Here is a 17,050-nt window from a genome sequence, read left to right on the forward strand (position 1 = left end):
CGATCACACCGCCTTGCTGCGTCGTAATGTCGTCAGCAAACCGAGCGCACGGCTGATCAAAGCCCGCCCCGACGGAACGATTGCCAGAGCCATGACCGCCGCTGCGTACGTCCCGATCAGCGCGACGAGAATATCCAGCACGCCGCCCCGGGGCAGAGCCTGATCAATTACGGCGAGGATCGCCGCAGAAGCACCGAGCGCCAGCGCGACCGGTCCTAAAGCCCGCAGCATCACCCCAAGACCGACATGGCCGACCCGCGTCGACACCACGACGAAGAGTGGCAATTGTACCAGATACAACGAAATCGTCGCTCCTGCCGCGACTCCGACGGCTCCCCAACGCAAGCCGACGATATAGGCGAGAATTGTGACGCAAGACGCGATCCCGGTGCAGGTGAAATATTGCTTGGTGCGCGCCTGCGACATGAACAACCAGCTTGCCGCCATCGATATCGGCATAGCCATTGTCCCCAGCGTGATCCACTGGAAGATCGGCGTCATCGCCAGCCATCTCGGGCCGAACAGCAAGCCGATCACCGTTTCGGCATTGAACACCGCAAACAACATTCCCGGCATGATAATGAACGCCAGAACCTGGAACAACAGCGTGAAGATGTTGCGGTACCGCTCCGGATCGTCATTGAGCCGCGACAGGATTGGGAAAGCCAGACGGTCCACCGGCACTGCAAGCTGACTAAACGGCGCCCATCCGAGCTTCCATGCGCGGTCATAAATGCCAAGTCCCGCCTCGCCCACGCGAATACCGATCAGGGTTTTATCGACCGAAATGCTGAGATATTGAACGAGCTTCAGCCCCGTCACGTCACCGCCATAGCGGAGCATCGCGGCGATCGGCCGCCAATGGCCCGGCCGACCGGGTTTCCATCCCGAGTAGACCCAGTTGAGCACGGCCGTGGTTAGCGAAGCGACTGCCTGGTTCACGACCAGAGACCAATAGCCGAGTCCTGCTACTGCGCTCGCGATCCCGGCGGTAACGCCGAGGATTAGCGAACAGGCGTCGATGATCGCGATACGCGTGAACTGCATGTTCCGGCTGACGAGGAACCCGTGAAGCTGACCGGTTCCGCCGATGACAATCATCAAGCTGGACGCCAGAGCGACCATCGCCACCCGCGGCTCGCCGTACATCCACGCAATTGCCGGCGAAAGCGCCGCGAATAGGATAGCGACGCCTACACTCAGCGCGATGTTCAACCAGAAGACGGTCGATAGCTCGGTCTGGTCGATCTTTCCGCGCTGAATCACCGCATGACCGAGGCCGAAGTCGGTGAAGAGTTGCACCATTCCTAAGATCGGCGCGACCATCGCCACGATACCGAATTCGGACGGGCTGAGCAGGCGTGCGAGGACGATCTGCGAGGCGAAGGTCAGGAAGAACCGAAGCCCCTGCCCGGCGAGGATCGCGGACCCACCGCGGACGGATCGGTCGCGCAGGTCGTCCGGTACAGCATCTTGCATGGATATACGCCCAGTAACGATCAGAAATTAAAGATCAGGAGTTGATGAGAGAAAATTTATTGGCCTCGACAAAGCGGTCGAGTGCTTCCGGACTGTCCATGGTTTCGATCGCACGACGATCTGAATAATGATCGCGGCTCGCTACCTTTACCCAGCTAAAACCGGCGTGTTCAGCTGTGAACAGAAACAGTCGCTCGATTGCATGTTGTATTGTCCGGCGAGTCTGTCCCTTCTCCTCGGGAAAATCATCATAGCCAAGATTGAGCGCCAGCAACGGGGCCAGCGCGGCCGTTCGCGCCCAGAACATCGAACCGGATGGAAAATCGAGAACCTGACGCGAGGTCACCGCGAATCCCATCCTACGGGCCAGCTTACGTGATCGTGAAAAGACGTGGTCCCAATGAAGATGCGCACGGATCGGCTCGAAATGCTGGGTCATAACGATCCCGAGCGAGCGATGCCGTTCGAACATCGTGATGATGCTTCGCACGGTTGCAGGCGATCCCAGCAACCCATCAATAAGGGTATCGCGCCATCTCTGCCCGACCGACGACTTTGCGCTCTTCTTGCCGTGCACGAAAAGGACATACTCATATTTGTCGTAGACGTCTGCAAAGGTGACGAGCTTCGGTGCAATGTCCCGACCGCGATTAGGGGCGATGCGAACATCGACTTTGCCTTTGCCCAACGTCGCGAACGCAGCCAGAATCCGCTGCCGCTTCTGTTCATCGCTTGTCGAGACGTAGAGATCGAACTCGAATGGTATGTTACGGAGAACCTCGCGCATCTCGCCGGCAAGGTCGTCATAGAAAAGATGGCATACGACGCAGATGCTAGGCTTGACGCCCAACAACTCGGTTTCGAAAGAGAACGGAACGGCCACGCTAAGATCTGAGACATGCTTCGGGCGCGAACGGCCATGGACGGCGGGCGTGACCACCCAATATACGCGACGCATCAGAGGTCGCAGCTTTGCCAGCGCGGCTTGATTAACCATCCTACGAATTCCTTCCCGGATCATCCCGGTCCTGCTTGGGGCGCCCCTATCCTGCTGGGATACGGATGCAAAGGTGCATGGTCATATCTGCGCTGAATGAACGATTGCAGATGATCCTAATGGCTCTGTATAGGGCGCCGATGACCTCGCCCGTCCAGCTAATCCACCCCCGCCGATTTGGTGATGCCCGCGGTTGGTTCACCGAAGTGTACAGCGAACCAGCCTTTGCCAAGCTCGGAATCGACTGTCGTTTCGTACAGGACAACCACTCGTTGTCGGTACCGAAATACACCCTGCGCGGCCTGCATTTCCAGACGCCGCCCCGCGGGCAGGACAAGCTGGTGCGGTGCGTGCGCGGTACGATCTTCGACGTCGCCGTCGACATCCGCAAGGGTTCGCCGACCTACGGCCAGTGGGTCGGGGCCGAGCTGTCGGCAGAGAACGGCCACCAGTTGTTCATCCCGATCGGCTTCGCCCATGGTTTCGTGACGCTCGAGGACAATTGCGAAGTCTCGTACAAATGCTCGGACACCTATGCACCCGAGAGCGATGGCGGTATCCGCTGGGATGACCCCGCGATCGGTTCGGGCGGCATCGACTGGCCGATGCCCGCCGGCACCGCCCCCGAGCTATCGGCCAAGGATGCGGTGCAGCCGTTGCTCGCCGATTTCGACAGCCCCTTTCCCTATGACGGCCGCCCGCTGGCGCCGCTCGCCTGAAGGACAGACCCATGCGCATCTTCGTCACCGGCGGGGCCGGCTTCATCGGTTCGGCCCTCGTCCGTCACCTGATCGAGAATACCGACCATGAGGTCCTGAACTTCGACAAGCTGACCTATGCCGGCACGCTGTCGACGGTCGAGCGCGTTGCAAGTTCGAACCGCTACCGCTTCGTCCAGGGCGACATCTGCGACGCAGACGCGGTCAAGGCCGCGATCGCCGAGTTCAAGCCCGAGATCGTCACGCATCTCGCGGCCGAAAGCCATGTCGACCGCTCGATCGACGGCCCCGGTGCGTTCGTCCAGACTAACGTCGTGGGCACCTTCACGATGCTGAGCGAAGCGCGCGCCTATTGGCTCGGTCTCGACGACGACGCGAAGGCGGCGTTCCGCTTCCATCACATCTCGACCGACGAGGTTTACGGCTCGCTCGGCGATACAGGACTGTTCACCGAAGAGACCCCGTACGACCCGCGCTCGCCTTACTCGGCGTCGAAGGCGGGCTCCGATCATCTCGTCAGCGCATGGGGTCACACCTTCGGACTGCCGGTACTGATCACCAACTGCTCGAACAATTACGGGCCGTACCACTTCCCCGAAAAGCTGATCCCGCTGATGATCGTCAAGGCGCTCGCTGGCGCCGACCTGCCGGTTTATGGCAAGGGCGACCAGGTCCGCGACTGGCTGTTCGTCGAGGATCACGTCCGCGCGCTGCACGCGGTGTTCGAAAAGGGCGAGCCCGGCCGGACCTACAATGTCGGCGGCAACAACGAGAAGCAGAACCTCGAGGTCGTGAAGACCGTCTGCACGATCCTCGATCGCCTCCGCCCGCGCGCCGATGGCCAGTCCTACGCGACGCAGATCACCTACGTCGCCGACCGTCCGGGGCACGACAAGCGCTATGCGATCGACGCGAGCCGGATCAAGAACGAGCTCGGCTGGGAGCCTGCCGAGACGTTCGAGACGGGCATCGAGAAAACCGTCGCCTGGTATCTCGACAACCAGGGCTGGTGGGAAGCGATCGTCGCCGAGCATAAGGCCGACCAGCGCCGCGGGCTTTCCGTATGAGCGACGTGAAGCGGATCCTCGTTACTGGCGGTAACGGCCAGCTTGGTACCGAGCTGAAGCGCTACGCCTGGCCAGAAGGTTGGGCGGTCACCGCGATCGACATCGACGAGCTCGATCTGCGCGATACCGCTGCGATTACCGCGATGGTCGCGTCCCAGCCATGGGCCGCGGTCATCTCAGCCGGTGCTTATACTGCCGTCGACAAGGCCGAGAGCGACATCGTCACCGCCTGGGCCGTCAACGCGATGGCACCAGCGGCGTTTGCGGAAAGCTGCGCCAAGACCGGCATCCCGATCGTCCAGGTCTCCACCGACTATGTTTTCGACGGCGCGCGCGATGGCGCGTGGGAAGTGACCGATCCGGTCGCCCCGCTCGGCGTCTACGGCGCCTCGAAGCTCGGTGGCGAACTGGCGGTGCGCACCTCGGGCGCCCGCCATGCGATCGTCCGCACCGCGTGGGTGGTCAGCGCCCACGGCAACAACTTCATCAAGACGATGCTCCGCGTCGGTGCGACCAACCCGACGCTGCGGGTGGTCGACGACCAGCATGGCAGCCCGACGTCGGCGACCGATCTCGCAGCCGCACTTGCAACGATCACGATGCGCCTAGTCGAGGACCCCACCGCGCCCACCGGGACCTACCACTTCAGCAACGCCGGTGCGGTCACTTGGGCTGGTTTCGCGCGCGAGATCTTCGCGCAGAGCGCCGCACGTGGCGGGGCCAGCGCCGAGGTGCAGGGCATCACCACCGCCGAATACCCGACGCCGGCAACGCGCCCCGCCAATTCGTTGCTGAGCCATGACGCGATCACCCGCGACTACGGCATCCATCCGCCAGCGTGGCAGACCGCGCTCGGCAATATCCTCGACGAACTGCTCGGGGCATCCAACAAGGAGACACGCGCGTGAAGGGCATCATTCTCGCAGGCGGCTCGGGCACGCGCCTCCATCCGGCCACGCTGGCGGTCAACAAGCAGTTGCTCCCGGTCTACGACAAGCCGATGATCTATTACCCGCTGTCGGTGCTGATGCTCGCCGGCATCCGCGACATCCTGATCATCTCGAGCCCCGAATATATCGGCAACTACAAGAACCTGTTCGGTGACGGGTCGGCGCTCGGCCTGACCATCGCCTATGCCGAACAGCCCAAGCCCGAGGGTCTCGCCCAGGCGTTCACGATCGGTGCTGACTTCATCGGCGACGACAATGTCGCGCTGGTGCTCGGCGACAACATCTTCTTCGGCGCGCACCTGACCGACCTGCTGGCAAGCGCGGTCGCGCGCAAGAGCGGCGCGACGGTGTTCTCCTACCGCGTCGAGGATCCCGAGCGCTACGGCGTCGTCGAATTCGGCGAAGGCGGCAAGGCGATCAGCCTCGAGGAGAAGCCCGAAAAGCCCAAGTCGCATCATGCGGTCACCGGCCTGTATTTCTACGACAACCGCGTCGTCCAGCTCGCCCGCGACCTGAAGCCGTCGGCCCGCGGCGAACTCGAGATCACCGATCTCAACCGCCTCTACATGGAAGCAGGCGATCTGTTCGTAGAACAGATGGGCCGCGGCTATGCGTGGCTCGACACCGGCACGCACGACTCTTTGCTCGAAGCCTCGGAGTTCGTCCGCACGATCCAGCACCGCCAGGGTATCCAGGTCGCGTGTCTGGAGGAGATCGCGTTCCACCAGGGCTTCATCACCACCGATCAGGCACGCGCGGCCGGCGAACGCTTCAAGAAGACCAACTACGGTCGGGCAATCCTGAACGCAGTGGAAGAGCGCTGAGCGTACGGAACCGAGGACAGAATATGGACGTCATTCCCAAGGGTATCTGGCCGAGCTTCAGCGAAGAAGAGGCGCTGGCTGTTGCGGACGTCGTCCGCTCCAACAAGGTGAACTACTGGACCGGTCAGATCGGCCGCGAGTTCGAGAAGAGCTTTGCGGCCTGGACGGGTACGCCGTACGCCGTCGCCTTGGGCAATGGTACGCTGGCCCTCGACGTTGCTCTCAAGGCATTGGGTATCGGCGCTGGCGACGAGGTTATCGTCACGCCACGCACCTTCATCGCGTCGATCTCCTGTGTGGTTAGCGCAGGTGCAACACCAGTATTTGCTGATGTCGATCCCGACAGCGGTAATATTAGCCCGGCAACCATCTCGGTCCAGATCACCGAAAAGACCCGGGCCATCATCGCCGTGCACCTTGCCGGATGGCCTTGCGACATGGACGGAATCATGGCGCTAGCCTCCGAGCACGGGCTTGTCGTCATCGAAGACTGCGCACAGGCGCATGGTGCGATGATCGGCGACCGCAAGGTCGGCAGTATCGGTCATGTCGGTGCCTGGTCGTTCTGTCAGGACAAGATCATGACCACCGGCGGCGAAGGCGGCATGGTGACGACTAACGACAAGGCGCTCTGGTCGACGATGTGGTCCTACAAGGATCATGGCAAGAACTGGGATGCGATCTACCACCGCGAGCATGCTCCGGGGTTCCGATGGGTTCATGACAGCTTCGGCACCAACTGGCGGATGCTGGAAGTCCAGGCTGTGCTCGGCGAAATCCAGCTTCGTCACATCTCGGCCTGGACGCAGCGGCGTACCGAAATCGCAATGCGCATCGCCGATGCCCTGTCGCATCACGAACAGGTCGTCCGCGTACCACTGCCTGCAGCGAACCTTCGCCATGCTTATTATCGGCAATATGGGTATGTTCGGCCGGACGGTCTCCATGCCGACTGGTCGCGCGACCGTATCGTTGCCGACCTGAACGCCGCAGGCGTTCAGGTGCTCCACGGAACATGCTCGGAAGTCTATCTGGAAAAGGCGTTCGACGGCACCAGCTATCGTCCCGAGACGCGGCTGCCGGTTGCAAAGGAACTCGGCGAGACCAGCCTGATGTTCCTTACCCATCCAACGATCAGCGATGCCGAACTCGACAGAGCGGTCGATGCGATCGACGTGGTCTTGAACAACGCCAAGCGCTAAGCTTCTAGAATGGCGTTAGTCCTGCAAACAAAGCCGTACGATTAAGGGCTCGTGCGGTAGGTTACGAAGATCGTTTAGCCACCGAGCCAAACGCTGGCGGCGTAAAGATATCAAAGAGCAGTCAAAACGACCGACTGTTCTTTGATGACGCCACGCTGAAAGTTGAGCTGGTCCCGATACGGCTAAATCCTGTGCCAATAGCGATCGAGCGCCCGCGAAACCTACTGGGGCGGGCGTTCCGATCCCATGAACTCGGTCATGGTTGCTGCCTCTCCCGAGGAAATCCCCTCGCGCTGCACGACCTTGCCTATCGTGCGCACCAGGATCCGCAGATCGAGGCCGAGCGACCGCGTGTCGACATATTCGACGTCGAGCCGCAGCTTGTCGTCCCATGACAGGGCGTTGCGACCACTGACCTGCGCCAGACCGGTCAGTCCGGGGCGCACCTCGTGTCGGCGTTGCTGCTCCGTGCTGTAACGCGGCAAATAGCGCATCAGCAGCGGCCGCGGCCCGACCAAGGTCAGGTCGCCGCGGATGATGTTGATCAGGGACGGCAATTCGTCGATGCTCGTCGATCGCAGGAACCGACCGAACGCCGGTAGTCGATCCGCGTCGGGCAGCAACATGCCGGCTTCATCCCGGGCGTCGGTCATCGTCCGGAACTTGAGGATCGGAAACGGCTCGCCGTGATATCCCGCGCGTACCTGCCGGAACAGGATCGGGCTGCCGAGCTTGATCCGCACTGCCAGGGCGACACCCAGAACCAGCGGGGACAACACTATCAGCGCCGTGCTGGCCGCGACGACGTCGATTGCCCGCTTGGTGACGGCGTAGGTTCTGGACGGCTTTGCCATGACTAGTCTCTTCCAGCGGCTTAGGTGGCGCGGTCGGGGCGAGGCCAGACCGTCGAACCATCGGCCAGCGACCGCAACGCCGTGCAACCAACCCCGAGGATGACGTCCCGACCGATCGTGATGCCCTGCAGCACTTTGGTCAGCGGGCCGATCAGCGTGCTCTCGCCGATCGCGCTCGCGCCGCCCAGGAACGCCCCCGGCGCGATGATCGCGTTGGATCCCACCTTCGCATCGTGGCCGATGATCGCACCGCTGTTGACGGCACTGAAGGGTGCGAGGATCGCCCCGACCGACAGGATCACGCCATGCGCCACGAACGCCCCGTTGCCGATCGTCACACCATCGGCGACGACCGCATGACGCGAGACCATCGGCGGACAGGCGATATTGCGCGCCTGCAGCCAGGTCACCAGGTCCATGCGACGTTTCAAGGATCGCCGATCGGTCGCGCCGATGCCGAGGATCACGCCGTCGAACTCCGTAGCCTGCACGGCGAGCTCGTCGAGGTAGCCGCGGTGGACAGGTGCGAAGCTACCAGGATCCAGCGCATAGCAGGCGGCGATCCTGTAGCCGCGCGACTGGGCGATCTCGGCGACTTCCCGGGCGAAACCACCGCCACCAAGAATGGCGAGCGTGGGTTGAGACGTTGGTTGAGACGTGGGTTGAGACATGGGGTGTCTGTGCCTAGATAGCCGCGCCCCCATCGACGCGAACGATCTGACCGGTGATCGAACGCGCGGCGGGGGAAAGCAGGAAGAGGATCGTATCCACGACGGAATCGACGGTAGCCGGTCCGGCGGGACTGTTCTTGGCGAGCCGTTCCCGGAACGCATCGTCGTAGAGATGGGAAAAACTCTGCGTCATCTCGGTATCGATCCAGCCGGGTGCGACACCGACCGCACGCCGGGGACCGATTTCGCGCGCCAGACCGCTGACGAGCGTGCTCAGTCCGGCCTTCGATGCCGCATAGGTCACGATACCGGCCTCAGGCCGCTCGGCTGCGATCGACGACACGGCACAGAAAACCGCTGCCTCGGCGGACACTCGCCGGCTCGCGAACTGGGCTCCGAACACGGTCGGGGCCATCAGGTTGAGCGTATAGAGCTGTTCGACGTCCTTGACCGACATGGTGCGCATCGGTTTCAGCCGCTGCATGCCCGCGCAATAGATCAGCGCCGTCAGGGGCCCGTTGGCGGCAACGACATCGGCCACCAGTTTCGGAATCGAATCGAGCGCCGTGACATCGGCCGGAAACGCGGTCGCGCCGCGCTCGCATAACGGCTGGAGCCGTTCGCTACGACGCGCGACGACCGAGACGGCATGATCCTCCAGCAATCGCTCGGCGAGGCGGAAGCCGATGCCGCTGCTCGCCCCGACGATCAAGGCATGGCCGCGCTCAGCCATCGGACAACGCACTTCCCGCAATCGCGACGAGATCGTCGACGGTCTCCGCCTTGCTGATCTCTTCCGGATTGGTCGCGACGTTCAGGCCGTCGTACAGCGACAGCAGGTTGAGGATCGCCAGCGAGTCATAATCGGGAATATCGGCAAGGACCTTGTCGCCCGTAAGCGGCTCTGTGGTTTCCAGCGTAGTGGCAATTTCAGCGATGAATTCTGCGCGATTCATTGGATTTCACTTTCATAGAGATAGGGAGGACAGACGAACATCGGTTCTGTCTCGATCGCGCAGGCCGCCCAGCTCAATCCCACGCCGAAGCCTGCAAATATCGATCGCTGCGCACGCGCACCATAGGAATCGGACAGGAATCCGCAGATCGTACCGGGAATGGACGCCGAATTCTGGTTGCCGTAAATCGACTGCGTCGAGCTCGGTAACTTCTCTTCGGCGAGACCCAGTCTCTTCTGGACGTTTCGCAGGATGTACCGGTTGGGCTGGTGCAGCACGAAGTGGCCGATTTCATCGGCACGCCACCCCACGCTATCGAGTATCGACGTAAGCATCGCCGGTACGCGCTTCAACGTGAAGTTGAACACCGCGGCGCCGTTCATTTCCATCAGCGCGGGCTTGCCCTCGTCCTCTGCATCGCGACGAAGGCCACTGTTGGGGATGTACAACCCCTTCTCGCCCGAACCATCGCTGTAGAGCTGAAAGCGAGCAAAGCCGGGCTTGCGCTCGATCAGGATCGCCGCGCCTGCATCGCCCATCAACGGCGTGATCGCGTGATTGTCGTTGGGTACCATGCGGCTGGCGACATCTCCGACGCACAGTAAGACGCGCTGCAATCCGCTTTCGACGAGGCTCGCCGCCATCGACAGGCCGTAAACGAACCCGCTGCACCCCAGTCGCATATCGAAGCAGGCGGTATCGATACGCATGCCGAGCATGTGCTGAAGCCGGATGGCCGTCGACGGAGATGCATAGTCCGGCGTCTGGGTGACAAGAATGAGCCCATCGATACCAGCCGCGTCTATACCGAGCCCCTCCAGCAGGCGCTGTGCCGAATGCAGGCACAGGTCCGCCGTGGTCGTATCGGGCCGGATCACAACATGCCGCGACGACAGGCCGATCGAACGCTGGAGCCGGTCGCCCTCCTCCACCGACAAGCCCAACGCTTCGCGCTCATCCACGAAATCGAGTTTGCGCCCGCCGACCGTCGTGACCATGCCGGTGATGCCGACGTTCTTGAACGTCACCTCAGCCATGTGCGATGGCCCCGGCGACATAGGCGATCCACTGGCGCAGTTCGCGCAGCGGCGATTTATCGGCGTCCAGAACGGCGTCGTTCGCGAGCGGAATATAGGACCCCGTGGCGTTCTCGACTTCCGTCTCCGTCTGCAGCAGCAGCTCGACTACGGCGAAGGAATCGATCTCGGTGAAAAGGTCGTGGTCCAGCGGCAACGCCGCGAGATCGTCGCGTGACCATTCAGCAGAGAGGTTGGCAAGCACGCGGCGGACGATTGCCTCTGCCGCGGCCAGATCAGGAGTCTGTGACGGAGAAATGCTGCTCATTCTTTGGTCCTTGCTCTAGTTGGTAACGACGCTCGAGGTCGTTGGTCGACAACACCGCAAACCCGTTGCTGTCGTAAAATTCGGCGACCATCTGGTTTCTCGGCCCCGCACGATAAGAGGCGATCACGCCGGGATGCCGGTCGCTGATATACCGCAATATCGCGGTCTCGACACGACGACCCAGCGCCCGACAACTCATCAGGAGGTTCTCGATTTCACCGTTTCGCACGATGGCGACAGCCACCAATCCCATGTCACCAAACCGATCGGCGACACGGAAGCCGTAGACATGGCCCTCCTGCATCGCCTGCTCGATTTCGGCTTCGACATACCGGCGACAGGTCAGGTTGAACTGGTTGGTCTTGTTGGTGAGCTGGGTGATACGGCGTAGCTGGGCGCGATCGTTGACGCTCGCGTCCACCGTGATGGCAAGCGATGCGAGATATTCGTCCAAGGTCGTGGCCGAACCACGCGCCTGGCTGCGTTCGGCCTCGGCCTGATACTGCTCGGCCTTGACGGCGTCTTCTGCCGTGAGACTGCGCGCGCGCAAACTCACGATCTGATCCAGGACGACCAGCGCTTCCTCGGGACGCTCGCGTGGAAACAGTCGCGCATCGACCTGTGGCAGGCGGGTACCGACCTCCTCCACTTCGAACGGATTGTCGTCCAGGAAAACGAAGGCATCGAGGCCCAAATTGAGCTGGTCGGCGATCGCCCGGATGTTCTCGCTCTTGGGCTCCCAGTTGCTGCGATATGCGGTGATGTCGGCGAGCGCGAGGGGCATCGACCGCTTCTCGAAAACATCGAGGAAATCCGCCTCGTTGTTCTTTGTCACGGCACAGATGAGAACGCCTAGCGCACGAAGCCGTTTGAGCTGCTGTTGCAGCGTGAAGTGGATGATGCCGGGGTATTCGCGGTCGATGTCCACGCCCTCGGAGCCGACCTCGCCGACGATCCCGCCCCATAATGTGTTATCGGCATCGACCACGATCGCCTTTCGTCGCGGACGCAGGAAAGTCCGCACGGCCCCTGCATAGGCTGCGATGATCGCGGTCGCCGCGGCCGGCGTATAGGGCGCCTGCATCAGGTACCGGTTGCGCTCGCGGAACGCATTGGCATAACCGATACCGGCAATGACACCCGCGATGTCGACGACGCTCACGCGCTCCGATGCCGCGGCAAGATCGAAAAAGACCCGGTCGATCGCGTTTTTGGCCTCGATCTGCTGGTGAAGGTCGCTGTCGACCGACGAGTGTGGACGATACGGAATGGTGTTGAGCACTACGACACCGGCACCACGATCCAACCAAGCGGTGACGCGTCGAGCCAGGTCTCGGGCACGCTCGATGCTTTCCCCGTCCGGCGCCACGTCGAAAAACCAGCGATGGTCGAGATGAAGCACGAGAAAGTCAAAGCGACTGTCGCTTTCCAGCGTCTGAACGATCTGGGCGAAGTCGAGGTGCTCGATCGTCATGTCGCAAACGTCGGTCAGTTGGGCCGCAAGTTTCGTGAAAGGTTGCGTGATGACATTGCCGACCATGGCAAGTGATACGCGACGCTTTGTCGTCAAAGATGCTTCGGTGTCGCTGGCGCTGGGCTTTCCGCCGACATCCTTTTGCTCAAGGATCATAGAGAATTTCTCACAGGAAATGACGGACATACGCTTGGTTTTGCGAGCTAGCCGCGCCTTGCGTTATGGATCGGAACAGTTCAAGAAAAATTTGAATGCCGCTGGATACACCCCATGCCGGCCCAATCCAAGGAACGGAAATTCGCGTGGATGTGACCGGATATTTGGCCACGAGAACCTTTTCCAAGGCTGATCAAGATACGTTCGCGGCGCTGTCCGGTGATCGCAACCCGATGCATGTCGACCCCGTCTCCGCCCGACGGACGCAGGCCGGTGCGCCCGTCGTGCACGGCGTGCACGGCGTATTATGGGCACTCGATCGGTTCGCGGAAACGGCCCCGGACCGCCGCATGGACGCGGTCAACGTGCGGTTCGAACGGTTCCTCTATGTCGGGGAAACCATCGAGGCGCTGGTCGTCGGCAATACACCCGACAAGGTGACGATCGAGCTTCGCACCGATGGCACGCGCGCCGCGCTGATCACCCTCGGCTTCACGGCGACACCCGGCCCGCTCGCACCGCCCTCGACCTCCAGCGCCCCGCATTCGGTTGCAGAACCCATATTGCGCAACGTTCAGGATCTTGACGGCGTATCCGATGCCTTCCTGCTGGTCGGCACTCCCGCCGACGCGATGGCCGCCTTTCCGGCCGTGGCAGGCGTCCTGGGTCCGAACCGGGTCCGCGGGTTTGCCGCGCTATCGACTTTGGTAGGGATGGAATGCCCCGGGCTCTTGTCGATTTTCTCCAAGCTGTCCGTCGAATTTGACGATTCCAAGGACGGTGAAGGCGAGGCGTTCCATTACACGGTGCGCCGCGTACAGCAGTTGCTACGCTCGGCAGTCATAGACCTCCAGGCTCCAGGCCTGTCCGGTTTCGTCGAAACGTTCGTTCGGCAGCCACCGATCGTCCAGCCGAGCGTCGAGACGTTGCGGTCGCAGGTCGTCGAGGGTTTCAGCCGCGACGACCGCGTGCTGGTCGTCGGTGGGTCTCGGGGCCTCGGCGAGCTGACGGCCAAGCTGACGGCGCTTGGCGGGGCGGACGTGACGATCACCTATGCGCGCGGCAGCCAGGAAGCACAGGCGATCGCGACCGAGATCACGGCAGCCGGCGGACGATGCCGCGCCGTCGCGATGGACATCGAGGCCTCGCTGGATGCCCAGCTCGCGCTGCTTGGTGGCGCGTTCACCCACTGCTATTATTTCGCGACACCGCCGATCTTTCGTAAGCGCGGCCTGCTGTATGACCGGGCGGTACTAGACAATTTCACGCTGTTCTACGTCGACGCGTTTGCGACGATCGCCCAGTATCTGATTGGATTGGATCCAAGCACGCGACTCTTCTTCCCATCCACCTCGGCCATTGACGAGCGTCCCAAAGGGGCATTGGAATATGTCATCGCCAAGCAGGCCGGCGAGGCGCTATGCGGCGAACTGGCACGCCAGTTTCCCAAGGCACGCATCGTGTCTCAACGCCTGCCGCGAATTCTGACGGATCAGACCGCGACGGTACTTCCGGTGCGCAGCGCAGATCCGCTGGAGCTGCTACTGCCGATCCTCGCCGACCTGCACCAGAGCCAGAACTGATCGGGCGGGGGGCGAGCAGCCACCCCCCGATATCAGCATGAATTGCATGCACCAGACGGGCGCTCATTAGCTGCTACTGCGTAGAAAAGCACCCCGGGGTTTTTCCTGCCGCAATCGTAACGACCGGCTTATTAGGTGGAAGCACGCCACCCCGTATGTTTGAATGGTAGCACAAAACTCCCCCGCCGAACTATTATCGACAGGGCTGGGTTCGCGGCCTTTGCTATCTCGAAGACCTTCGCAATCTAGCATATGCTGCATCATCCATGGGCGTAGAACCGCAGCCTCATTGGAATCGTCGCATTGATAATTAAAATTTATGGTAGTTTCGATACCATTCAACAAAGCGCGGCACACCTTCTGTAATGGTCGTTCGGGGTTCAAACCCCAGATCACGTTGGATTGCGCCGATGTCCGCAAAGGTGTCGCGCACGTCGCCCGGCTGCATTGGCAGCATCAGACGTTCGGCGGGACGGCCGCACGCCTGTTCTATTAATGTGATCATCTCGCCGAGATTCTCCGAACGACTGTTGCCGATGTTGTAAATCCGGTGCGGGCTGACGCTGCCGCCCGCCTTGGTCGCGCCGTCGTCGGCTGGCGGACTGTCAAGGCAGGCGGCGACGCCGGCAACGATGTCATCGATATAGGTGAAGTCACGCCGCATCCGGCCCTCGCCGAATACATTGATCTGCCGGCCATCGAAGATCGCCTTAGTGAACAGCCACATCGCCATGTCAGGCCGACCCCAGGGGCCGTAGACAGTGAAGAACCGCAAGCCGGTCTGCGGCAGGCGGTAGAGATGTGCGTAGGTCTCGCTCATCAGCTCGTCTGCCTTCTTGGTGGCGGCGTAGAGCGACAGGGGCTGGTCGACGCGGTCCTCGACGCGGAACGGCAAAGTGTCGTTGCCGCCATATACCGAGGAGGAGGACGCGTAGACAAAATGCTCAACCCGACGGTGGCGTCCGATCTCGATCATGTTGAGGTGACCGGCAAGATTGGCCTGGAGATAGGCGCGCGGATTCTCGATTGAATAGCGAACGCCGGCCTGCGCGCCAAGATGGACGATGCGGTCGAAATGCTCGCCATCGAGCGCACCGTCGAGCGCGACGTGATCAGAAAAATCGACCTGTTTGAAGGTGAAGCGTCCGTCCGAATTGGCGGCATCCTTGTCGAGCTCGGCCAGCCGCGCGTGCTTGAGCGTGACGTCGTAATAATCGTTGAGGCTGTCGATACCGAGCACCGTGTCGCCGCGGGTAAGCAGGTGTCGACTGACGTGGAAGCCAATGAACCCGGCCGCGCCGGTAACGAGAACGCGCATAAGGTGTCTCCCTGTATCGTCGGGCCTTACGAAAGGACAGTGTTGCCCGGCAAGGAGCATCGACAGCATCCCAAGCAAACGAACCATTTGGTCAGCCTGCCTTGCCAAGGCGTGGGGGCAAGGCTCAGGCCCTGCGGTATATAGTCTCGATCAAAATTTGCCCAAGTCCAAGGCGCAAAAAGCTCGTCTGTCAAAGAGCAACGTATACCGTGCCGGTTCCGGGTTTGTTGTTGACGCTGTCGGACCCGTTTGCCGACGCCCTACCCCGCCCCCTCGTAAAGGGAGGTGGCTAACGGATAACCCTGGCACGCCAGGTGGTAATGTAGTCGATGTTGCCGCGGCATTCACCCATGTCGGCTTGCTCGGAGAGGCGGAAGCGCGTGGCGTCCCAGACGAAGCTTTGCTGCGAGCCGCAGTCACCCAGCCCGCGGCCCTTGGCATAGCTTGTGAGGACGCCGTCCTTGAACTCGCCGTTGATGACGCTTTTTACAGAAGTGCCAGTGTCCACACCAGTTGCTTCGAAGCCTGAACGGGCATCGAGTTGGGCGGGGGTGATCCTGGTGCCGTCGACGATGAAGAGCGCGCCGATCAGATTGTAAGCACCCGTCGAGCAAGGAAGGATGACCAGCGACTTGCCACCGCCGAGGGCGTACGTTTCGGGAGTGGTGATCGACTCGCCAGCGCCGTCAGGGAAGCTGCCGAGATCGCAGGTGGCGCGTTTGCGCATCATTGCGATTTGGGCACCAGTGAGCTTTGCGGGGGTGCCGGAGGGAGTGATCGCGGTGATGATCGGCAGCGGCGGTATGGGCACGCTCGAGGGCGCGGGGCCTTTGGCGACGACCGCGTCAATGCTGCCGGCGCGGCCTTGTTGCGCATCGATGTAGCGAAGCGCAGCGGCTGCGCCTTTCAGCGAGAGGGTGGCCAGCGTGCCACCCTTCGCGTCGAGAATTTTCAGCGATTGGGCATTGGCGATGGCTGCGGCGAGCGCAGTAGCGTCGTGCAGGGCTATACGCTTGCTGTCGACCGCAAAACTGGCGGGCGGTCGCTTGGTGGCCGCGTCGTCGTTGCGGGTTTCCAGCGCCAGCGAAATTCTGCCGCCACCAGCCGCCACGGGGCCGGGCTCGCGCAAGAGGTTGAGTGTGATCATGTCCTCACCGCCCATCTCGGGAAGGAGCGAACCAAGCGTACAGCGGAGCGTGTTGTCGCAGCCGACGGTCCAGTCGGCAAAAGTCTTCAACTCGCCCGGTTTTGGGACCGCATGCGAGTCGATGGCGGGCTTTGACTGGGATGTTGCCGAGACGACGACGGCTGGCTCGGATTTTGGTGCCGTCTCGGTCTGGGGCTGAGATGCGGGCTGGCTTGACGAACAAGCTGCGAGCGGCAGCACAACGAAGGGCACGAGAGCGGAAAAGATCAGTTTGCACAGCATAGTTGCAGCCTAGCGGTCTGGCAGCGC

17 protein-coding genes are annotated in these 17,050 nt (G+C 61.8%); 6 read left to right on the forward strand and 11 right to left on the reverse strand.

Annotated elements, in window-relative coordinates:
- Positions 1 to 3 precede the first annotated feature (3 nt).
- Both AC1MH0_RS23275 and AC1MH0_RS23280 read right to left on the reverse strand, forming a co-directional pair.
- Positions 4 to 1,479 (reverse strand): lipopolysaccharide biosynthesis protein, encoded by a 1,476-nt coding sequence (locus AC1MH0_RS23275; RefSeq protein WP_480966426.1) that lies wholly within the window; start codon positions 1,477 to 1,479, stop codon positions 4 to 6.
- A gap of 34 nt (positions 1,480 to 1,513) precedes the next feature.
- Entirely contained in the window at positions 1,514 to 2,476 is a 963-nt protein-coding gene (locus AC1MH0_RS23280; RefSeq protein ID WP_480966427.1) for a rhamnan synthesis F family protein, read from the reverse strand.
- 140 nt (positions 2,477 to 2,616) lie between these two features.
- Here AC1MH0_RS23280 and rfbC point away from each other — a divergent pair, with 140 nt between their 5' ends.
- Genes rfbC through AC1MH0_RS23305 form a run of 5 tightly spaced genes read left to right on the forward strand, consistent with a single transcriptional unit; the run spans position 2,617 to position 7,238 of the window.
- Positions 2,617 to 3,195: a dTDP-4-dehydrorhamnose 3,5-epimerase gene (gene rfbC, locus AC1MH0_RS23285; protein ID WP_480966428.1), complete on the forward strand. Its 579-nt coding sequence runs from the start codon at positions 2,617 to 2,619 to the stop codon at positions 3,193 to 3,195.
- Between the two features lie 11 nt (positions 3,196 to 3,206).
- A complete protein-coding gene (gene rfbB, locus AC1MH0_RS23290) occupies positions 3,207 to 4,262 on the forward strand; it encodes a dTDP-glucose 4,6-dehydratase (protein WP_480966429.1) in 1,056 nt (351 codons plus the stop codon).
- Positions 4,259 to 5,170 (forward strand): dTDP-4-dehydrorhamnose reductase, encoded by a 912-nt coding sequence (rfbD, locus tag AC1MH0_RS23295; RefSeq protein ID WP_480966430.1) that lies wholly within the window; start codon positions 4,259 to 4,261, stop codon positions 5,168 to 5,170. Before rfbB ends, rfbD begins: the two co-directional genes overlap by 4 nt.
- On the forward strand, positions 5,167 to 6,036 hold the full coding sequence (gene rfbA / locus AC1MH0_RS23300; protein ID WP_480966431.1) for a glucose-1-phosphate thymidylyltransferase RfbA: 870 nt from the start codon (positions 5,167 to 5,169) through the stop codon (positions 6,034 to 6,036). Before rfbD ends, rfbA begins: the two co-directional genes overlap by 4 nt.
- A gap of 23 nt (positions 6,037 to 6,059) precedes the next feature.
- The gene (locus AC1MH0_RS23305; protein ID WP_480966432.1) at positions 6,060 to 7,238 is read left to right on the forward strand and encodes a DegT/DnrJ/EryC1/StrS family aminotransferase; all 1,179 of its coding nucleotides are present in this window, start codon (positions 6,060 to 6,062) and stop codon (positions 7,236 to 7,238) included.
- Positions 7,239 to 7,459: 221 nt separating this feature from the next.
- Here AC1MH0_RS23305 and AC1MH0_RS23310 read toward each other — a convergent pair whose 3' ends face one another.
- Genes AC1MH0_RS23310 through AC1MH0_RS23340 form a run of 7 tightly spaced genes read right to left on the reverse strand, consistent with a single transcriptional unit; the run spans position 7,460 to position 12,723 of the window.
- On the reverse strand, positions 7,460 to 8,092 hold the full coding sequence (locus AC1MH0_RS23310; protein ID WP_480966433.1) for a sugar transferase: 633 nt from the start codon (positions 8,090 to 8,092) through the stop codon (positions 7,460 to 7,462).
- A 20-nt stretch (positions 8,093 to 8,112) separates the two neighbouring features.
- Entirely contained in the window at positions 8,113 to 8,763 is a 651-nt protein-coding gene (locus AC1MH0_RS23315; RefSeq protein WP_480966434.1) for a PglD-related sugar-binding protein, read from the reverse strand.
- 13 nt (positions 8,764 to 8,776) lie between these two features.
- On the reverse strand, positions 8,777 to 9,496 hold the full coding sequence (locus AC1MH0_RS23320; RefSeq protein WP_480966435.1) for an SDR family NAD(P)-dependent oxidoreductase: 720 nt from the start codon (positions 9,494 to 9,496) through the stop codon (positions 8,777 to 8,779).
- Entirely contained in the window at positions 9,489 to 9,719 is a 231-nt protein-coding gene (locus tag AC1MH0_RS23325) for a hypothetical protein (protein ID WP_480966436.1), read from the reverse strand. Before AC1MH0_RS23325 ends, AC1MH0_RS23320 begins: the two co-directional genes overlap by 8 nt.
- A complete protein-coding gene (locus AC1MH0_RS23330; RefSeq protein WP_480966437.1) occupies positions 9,716 to 10,756 on the reverse strand; it encodes a ketoacyl-ACP synthase III in 1,041 nt (346 codons plus the stop codon). The genes AC1MH0_RS23325 and AC1MH0_RS23330 overlap by 4 nt, the downstream gene beginning before the upstream one ends.
- Positions 10,749 to 11,063: a hypothetical protein gene (locus tag AC1MH0_RS23335; RefSeq protein WP_480966438.1), complete on the reverse strand. Its 315-nt coding sequence runs from the start codon at positions 11,061 to 11,063 to the stop codon at positions 10,749 to 10,751. Before AC1MH0_RS23335 ends, AC1MH0_RS23330 begins: the two co-directional genes overlap by 8 nt.
- Positions 11,032 to 12,723, reverse strand: a complete 1,692-nt coding sequence (locus AC1MH0_RS23340; protein WP_480966439.1) for an HAD-IIIC family phosphatase — start codon at positions 12,721 to 12,723, stop codon at positions 11,032 to 11,034. The genes AC1MH0_RS23335 and AC1MH0_RS23340 overlap by 32 nt, the downstream gene beginning before the upstream one ends.
- Positions 12,724 to 12,788: 65 nt before the next feature.
- Here AC1MH0_RS23340 and AC1MH0_RS23345 point away from each other — a divergent pair, with 65 nt between their 5' ends.
- The gene (locus AC1MH0_RS23345) at positions 12,789 to 14,276 is read left to right on the forward strand and encodes an SDR family NAD(P)-dependent oxidoreductase (RefSeq protein WP_480966440.1); all 1,488 of its coding nucleotides are present in this window, start codon (positions 12,789 to 12,791) and stop codon (positions 14,274 to 14,276) included.
- A gap of 310 nt (positions 14,277 to 14,586) precedes the next feature.
- On the opposite strand, the gene AC1MH0_RS23350 is transcribed toward AC1MH0_RS23345, so the two are convergent.
- Both AC1MH0_RS23350 and AC1MH0_RS23355 read right to left on the reverse strand, forming a co-directional pair.
- Complete coding sequence (locus AC1MH0_RS23350; RefSeq protein ID WP_480966467.1) at positions 14,587 to 15,594, reverse strand: GDP-mannose 4,6-dehydratase; 1,008 nt, start codon at positions 15,592 to 15,594, stop codon at positions 14,587 to 14,589.
- A 289-nt stretch (positions 15,595 to 15,883) separates the two neighbouring features.
- Positions 15,884 to 17,023 (reverse strand): DUF1176 domain-containing protein, encoded by a 1,140-nt coding sequence (locus AC1MH0_RS23355; protein WP_480966441.1) that lies wholly within the window; start codon positions 17,021 to 17,023, stop codon positions 15,884 to 15,886.
- Between the last annotated feature and the right edge of the window lie 27 nt (positions 17,024 to 17,050).

It is taken from the genome of Sphingomonas sp. AP28 (assembly GCF_056680455.1).

What these genes read in the sequence shown, in the direction of transcription:
- rfbC (WP_480966428.1), top strand. Translation starts at nt 2,617, where the DNA reads ATGACCTCGCCCGTCCAGCTAATCCACCCCCGCCGATTTGGTGATGCC.
- AC1MH0_RS23305 (WP_480966432.1), top strand. Translation starts at nt 6,060, where the DNA reads ATGGACGTCATTCCCAAGGGTATCTGGCCGAGCTTCAGCGAAGAAGAG.
- AC1MH0_RS23350 (WP_480966467.1), bottom strand. Translation starts at nt 15,594, where the DNA reads ATGCGCGTTCTCGTTACCGGCGCGGCCGGGTTCATTGGCTTCCACGTC.
- AC1MH0_RS23280 (WP_480966427.1), bottom strand. Translation starts at nt 2,476, where the DNA reads ATGGTTAATCAAGCCGCGCTGGCAAAGCTGCGACCTCTGATGCGTCGC.
- AC1MH0_RS23355 (WP_480966441.1), bottom strand. Translation starts at nt 17,023, where the DNA reads ATGCTGTGCAAACTGATCTTTTCCGCTCTCGTGCCCTTCGTTGTGCTG.
- AC1MH0_RS23330 (WP_480966437.1), bottom strand. Translation starts at nt 10,756, where the DNA reads ATGGCTGAGGTGACGTTCAAGAACGTCGGCATCACCGGCATGGTCACG.
- AC1MH0_RS23310 (WP_480966433.1), bottom strand. Translation starts at nt 8,092, where the DNA reads ATGGCAAAGCCGTCCAGAACCTACGCCGTCACCAAGCGGGCAATCGAC.
- AC1MH0_RS23345 (WP_480966440.1), top strand. Translation starts at nt 12,789, where the DNA reads ATGCCGCTGGATACACCCCATGCCGGCCCAATCCAAGGAACGGAAATT.
- AC1MH0_RS23325 (WP_480966436.1), bottom strand. Translation starts at nt 9,719, where the DNA reads ATGAATCGCGCAGAATTCATCGCTGAAATTGCCACTACGCTGGAAACC.
- AC1MH0_RS23315 (WP_480966434.1), bottom strand. Translation starts at nt 8,763, where the DNA reads ATGTCTCAACCCACGTCTCAACCAACGTCTCAACCCACGCTCGCCATT.
- AC1MH0_RS23340 (WP_480966439.1), bottom strand. Translation starts at nt 12,723, where the DNA reads ATGTCCGTCATTTCCTGTGAGAAATTCTCTATGATCCTTGAGCAAAAG.
- rfbB (WP_480966429.1), top strand. Translation starts at nt 3,207, where the DNA reads ATGCGCATCTTCGTCACCGGCGGGGCCGGCTTCATCGGTTCGGCCCTC.
- AC1MH0_RS23335 (WP_480966438.1), bottom strand. Translation starts at nt 11,063, where the DNA reads ATGAGCAGCATTTCTCCGTCACAGACTCCTGATCTGGCCGCGGCAGAG.
- AC1MH0_RS23320 (WP_480966435.1), bottom strand. Translation starts at nt 9,496, where the DNA reads ATGGCTGAGCGCGGCCATGCCTTGATCGTCGGGGCGAGCAGCGGCATC.
- rfbD (WP_480966430.1), top strand. Translation starts at nt 4,259, where the DNA reads ATGAGCGACGTGAAGCGGATCCTCGTTACTGGCGGTAACGGCCAGCTT.
- AC1MH0_RS23275 (WP_480966426.1), bottom strand. Translation starts at nt 1,479, where the DNA reads ATGCAAGATGCTGTACCGGACGACCTGCGCGACCGATCCGTCCGCGGT.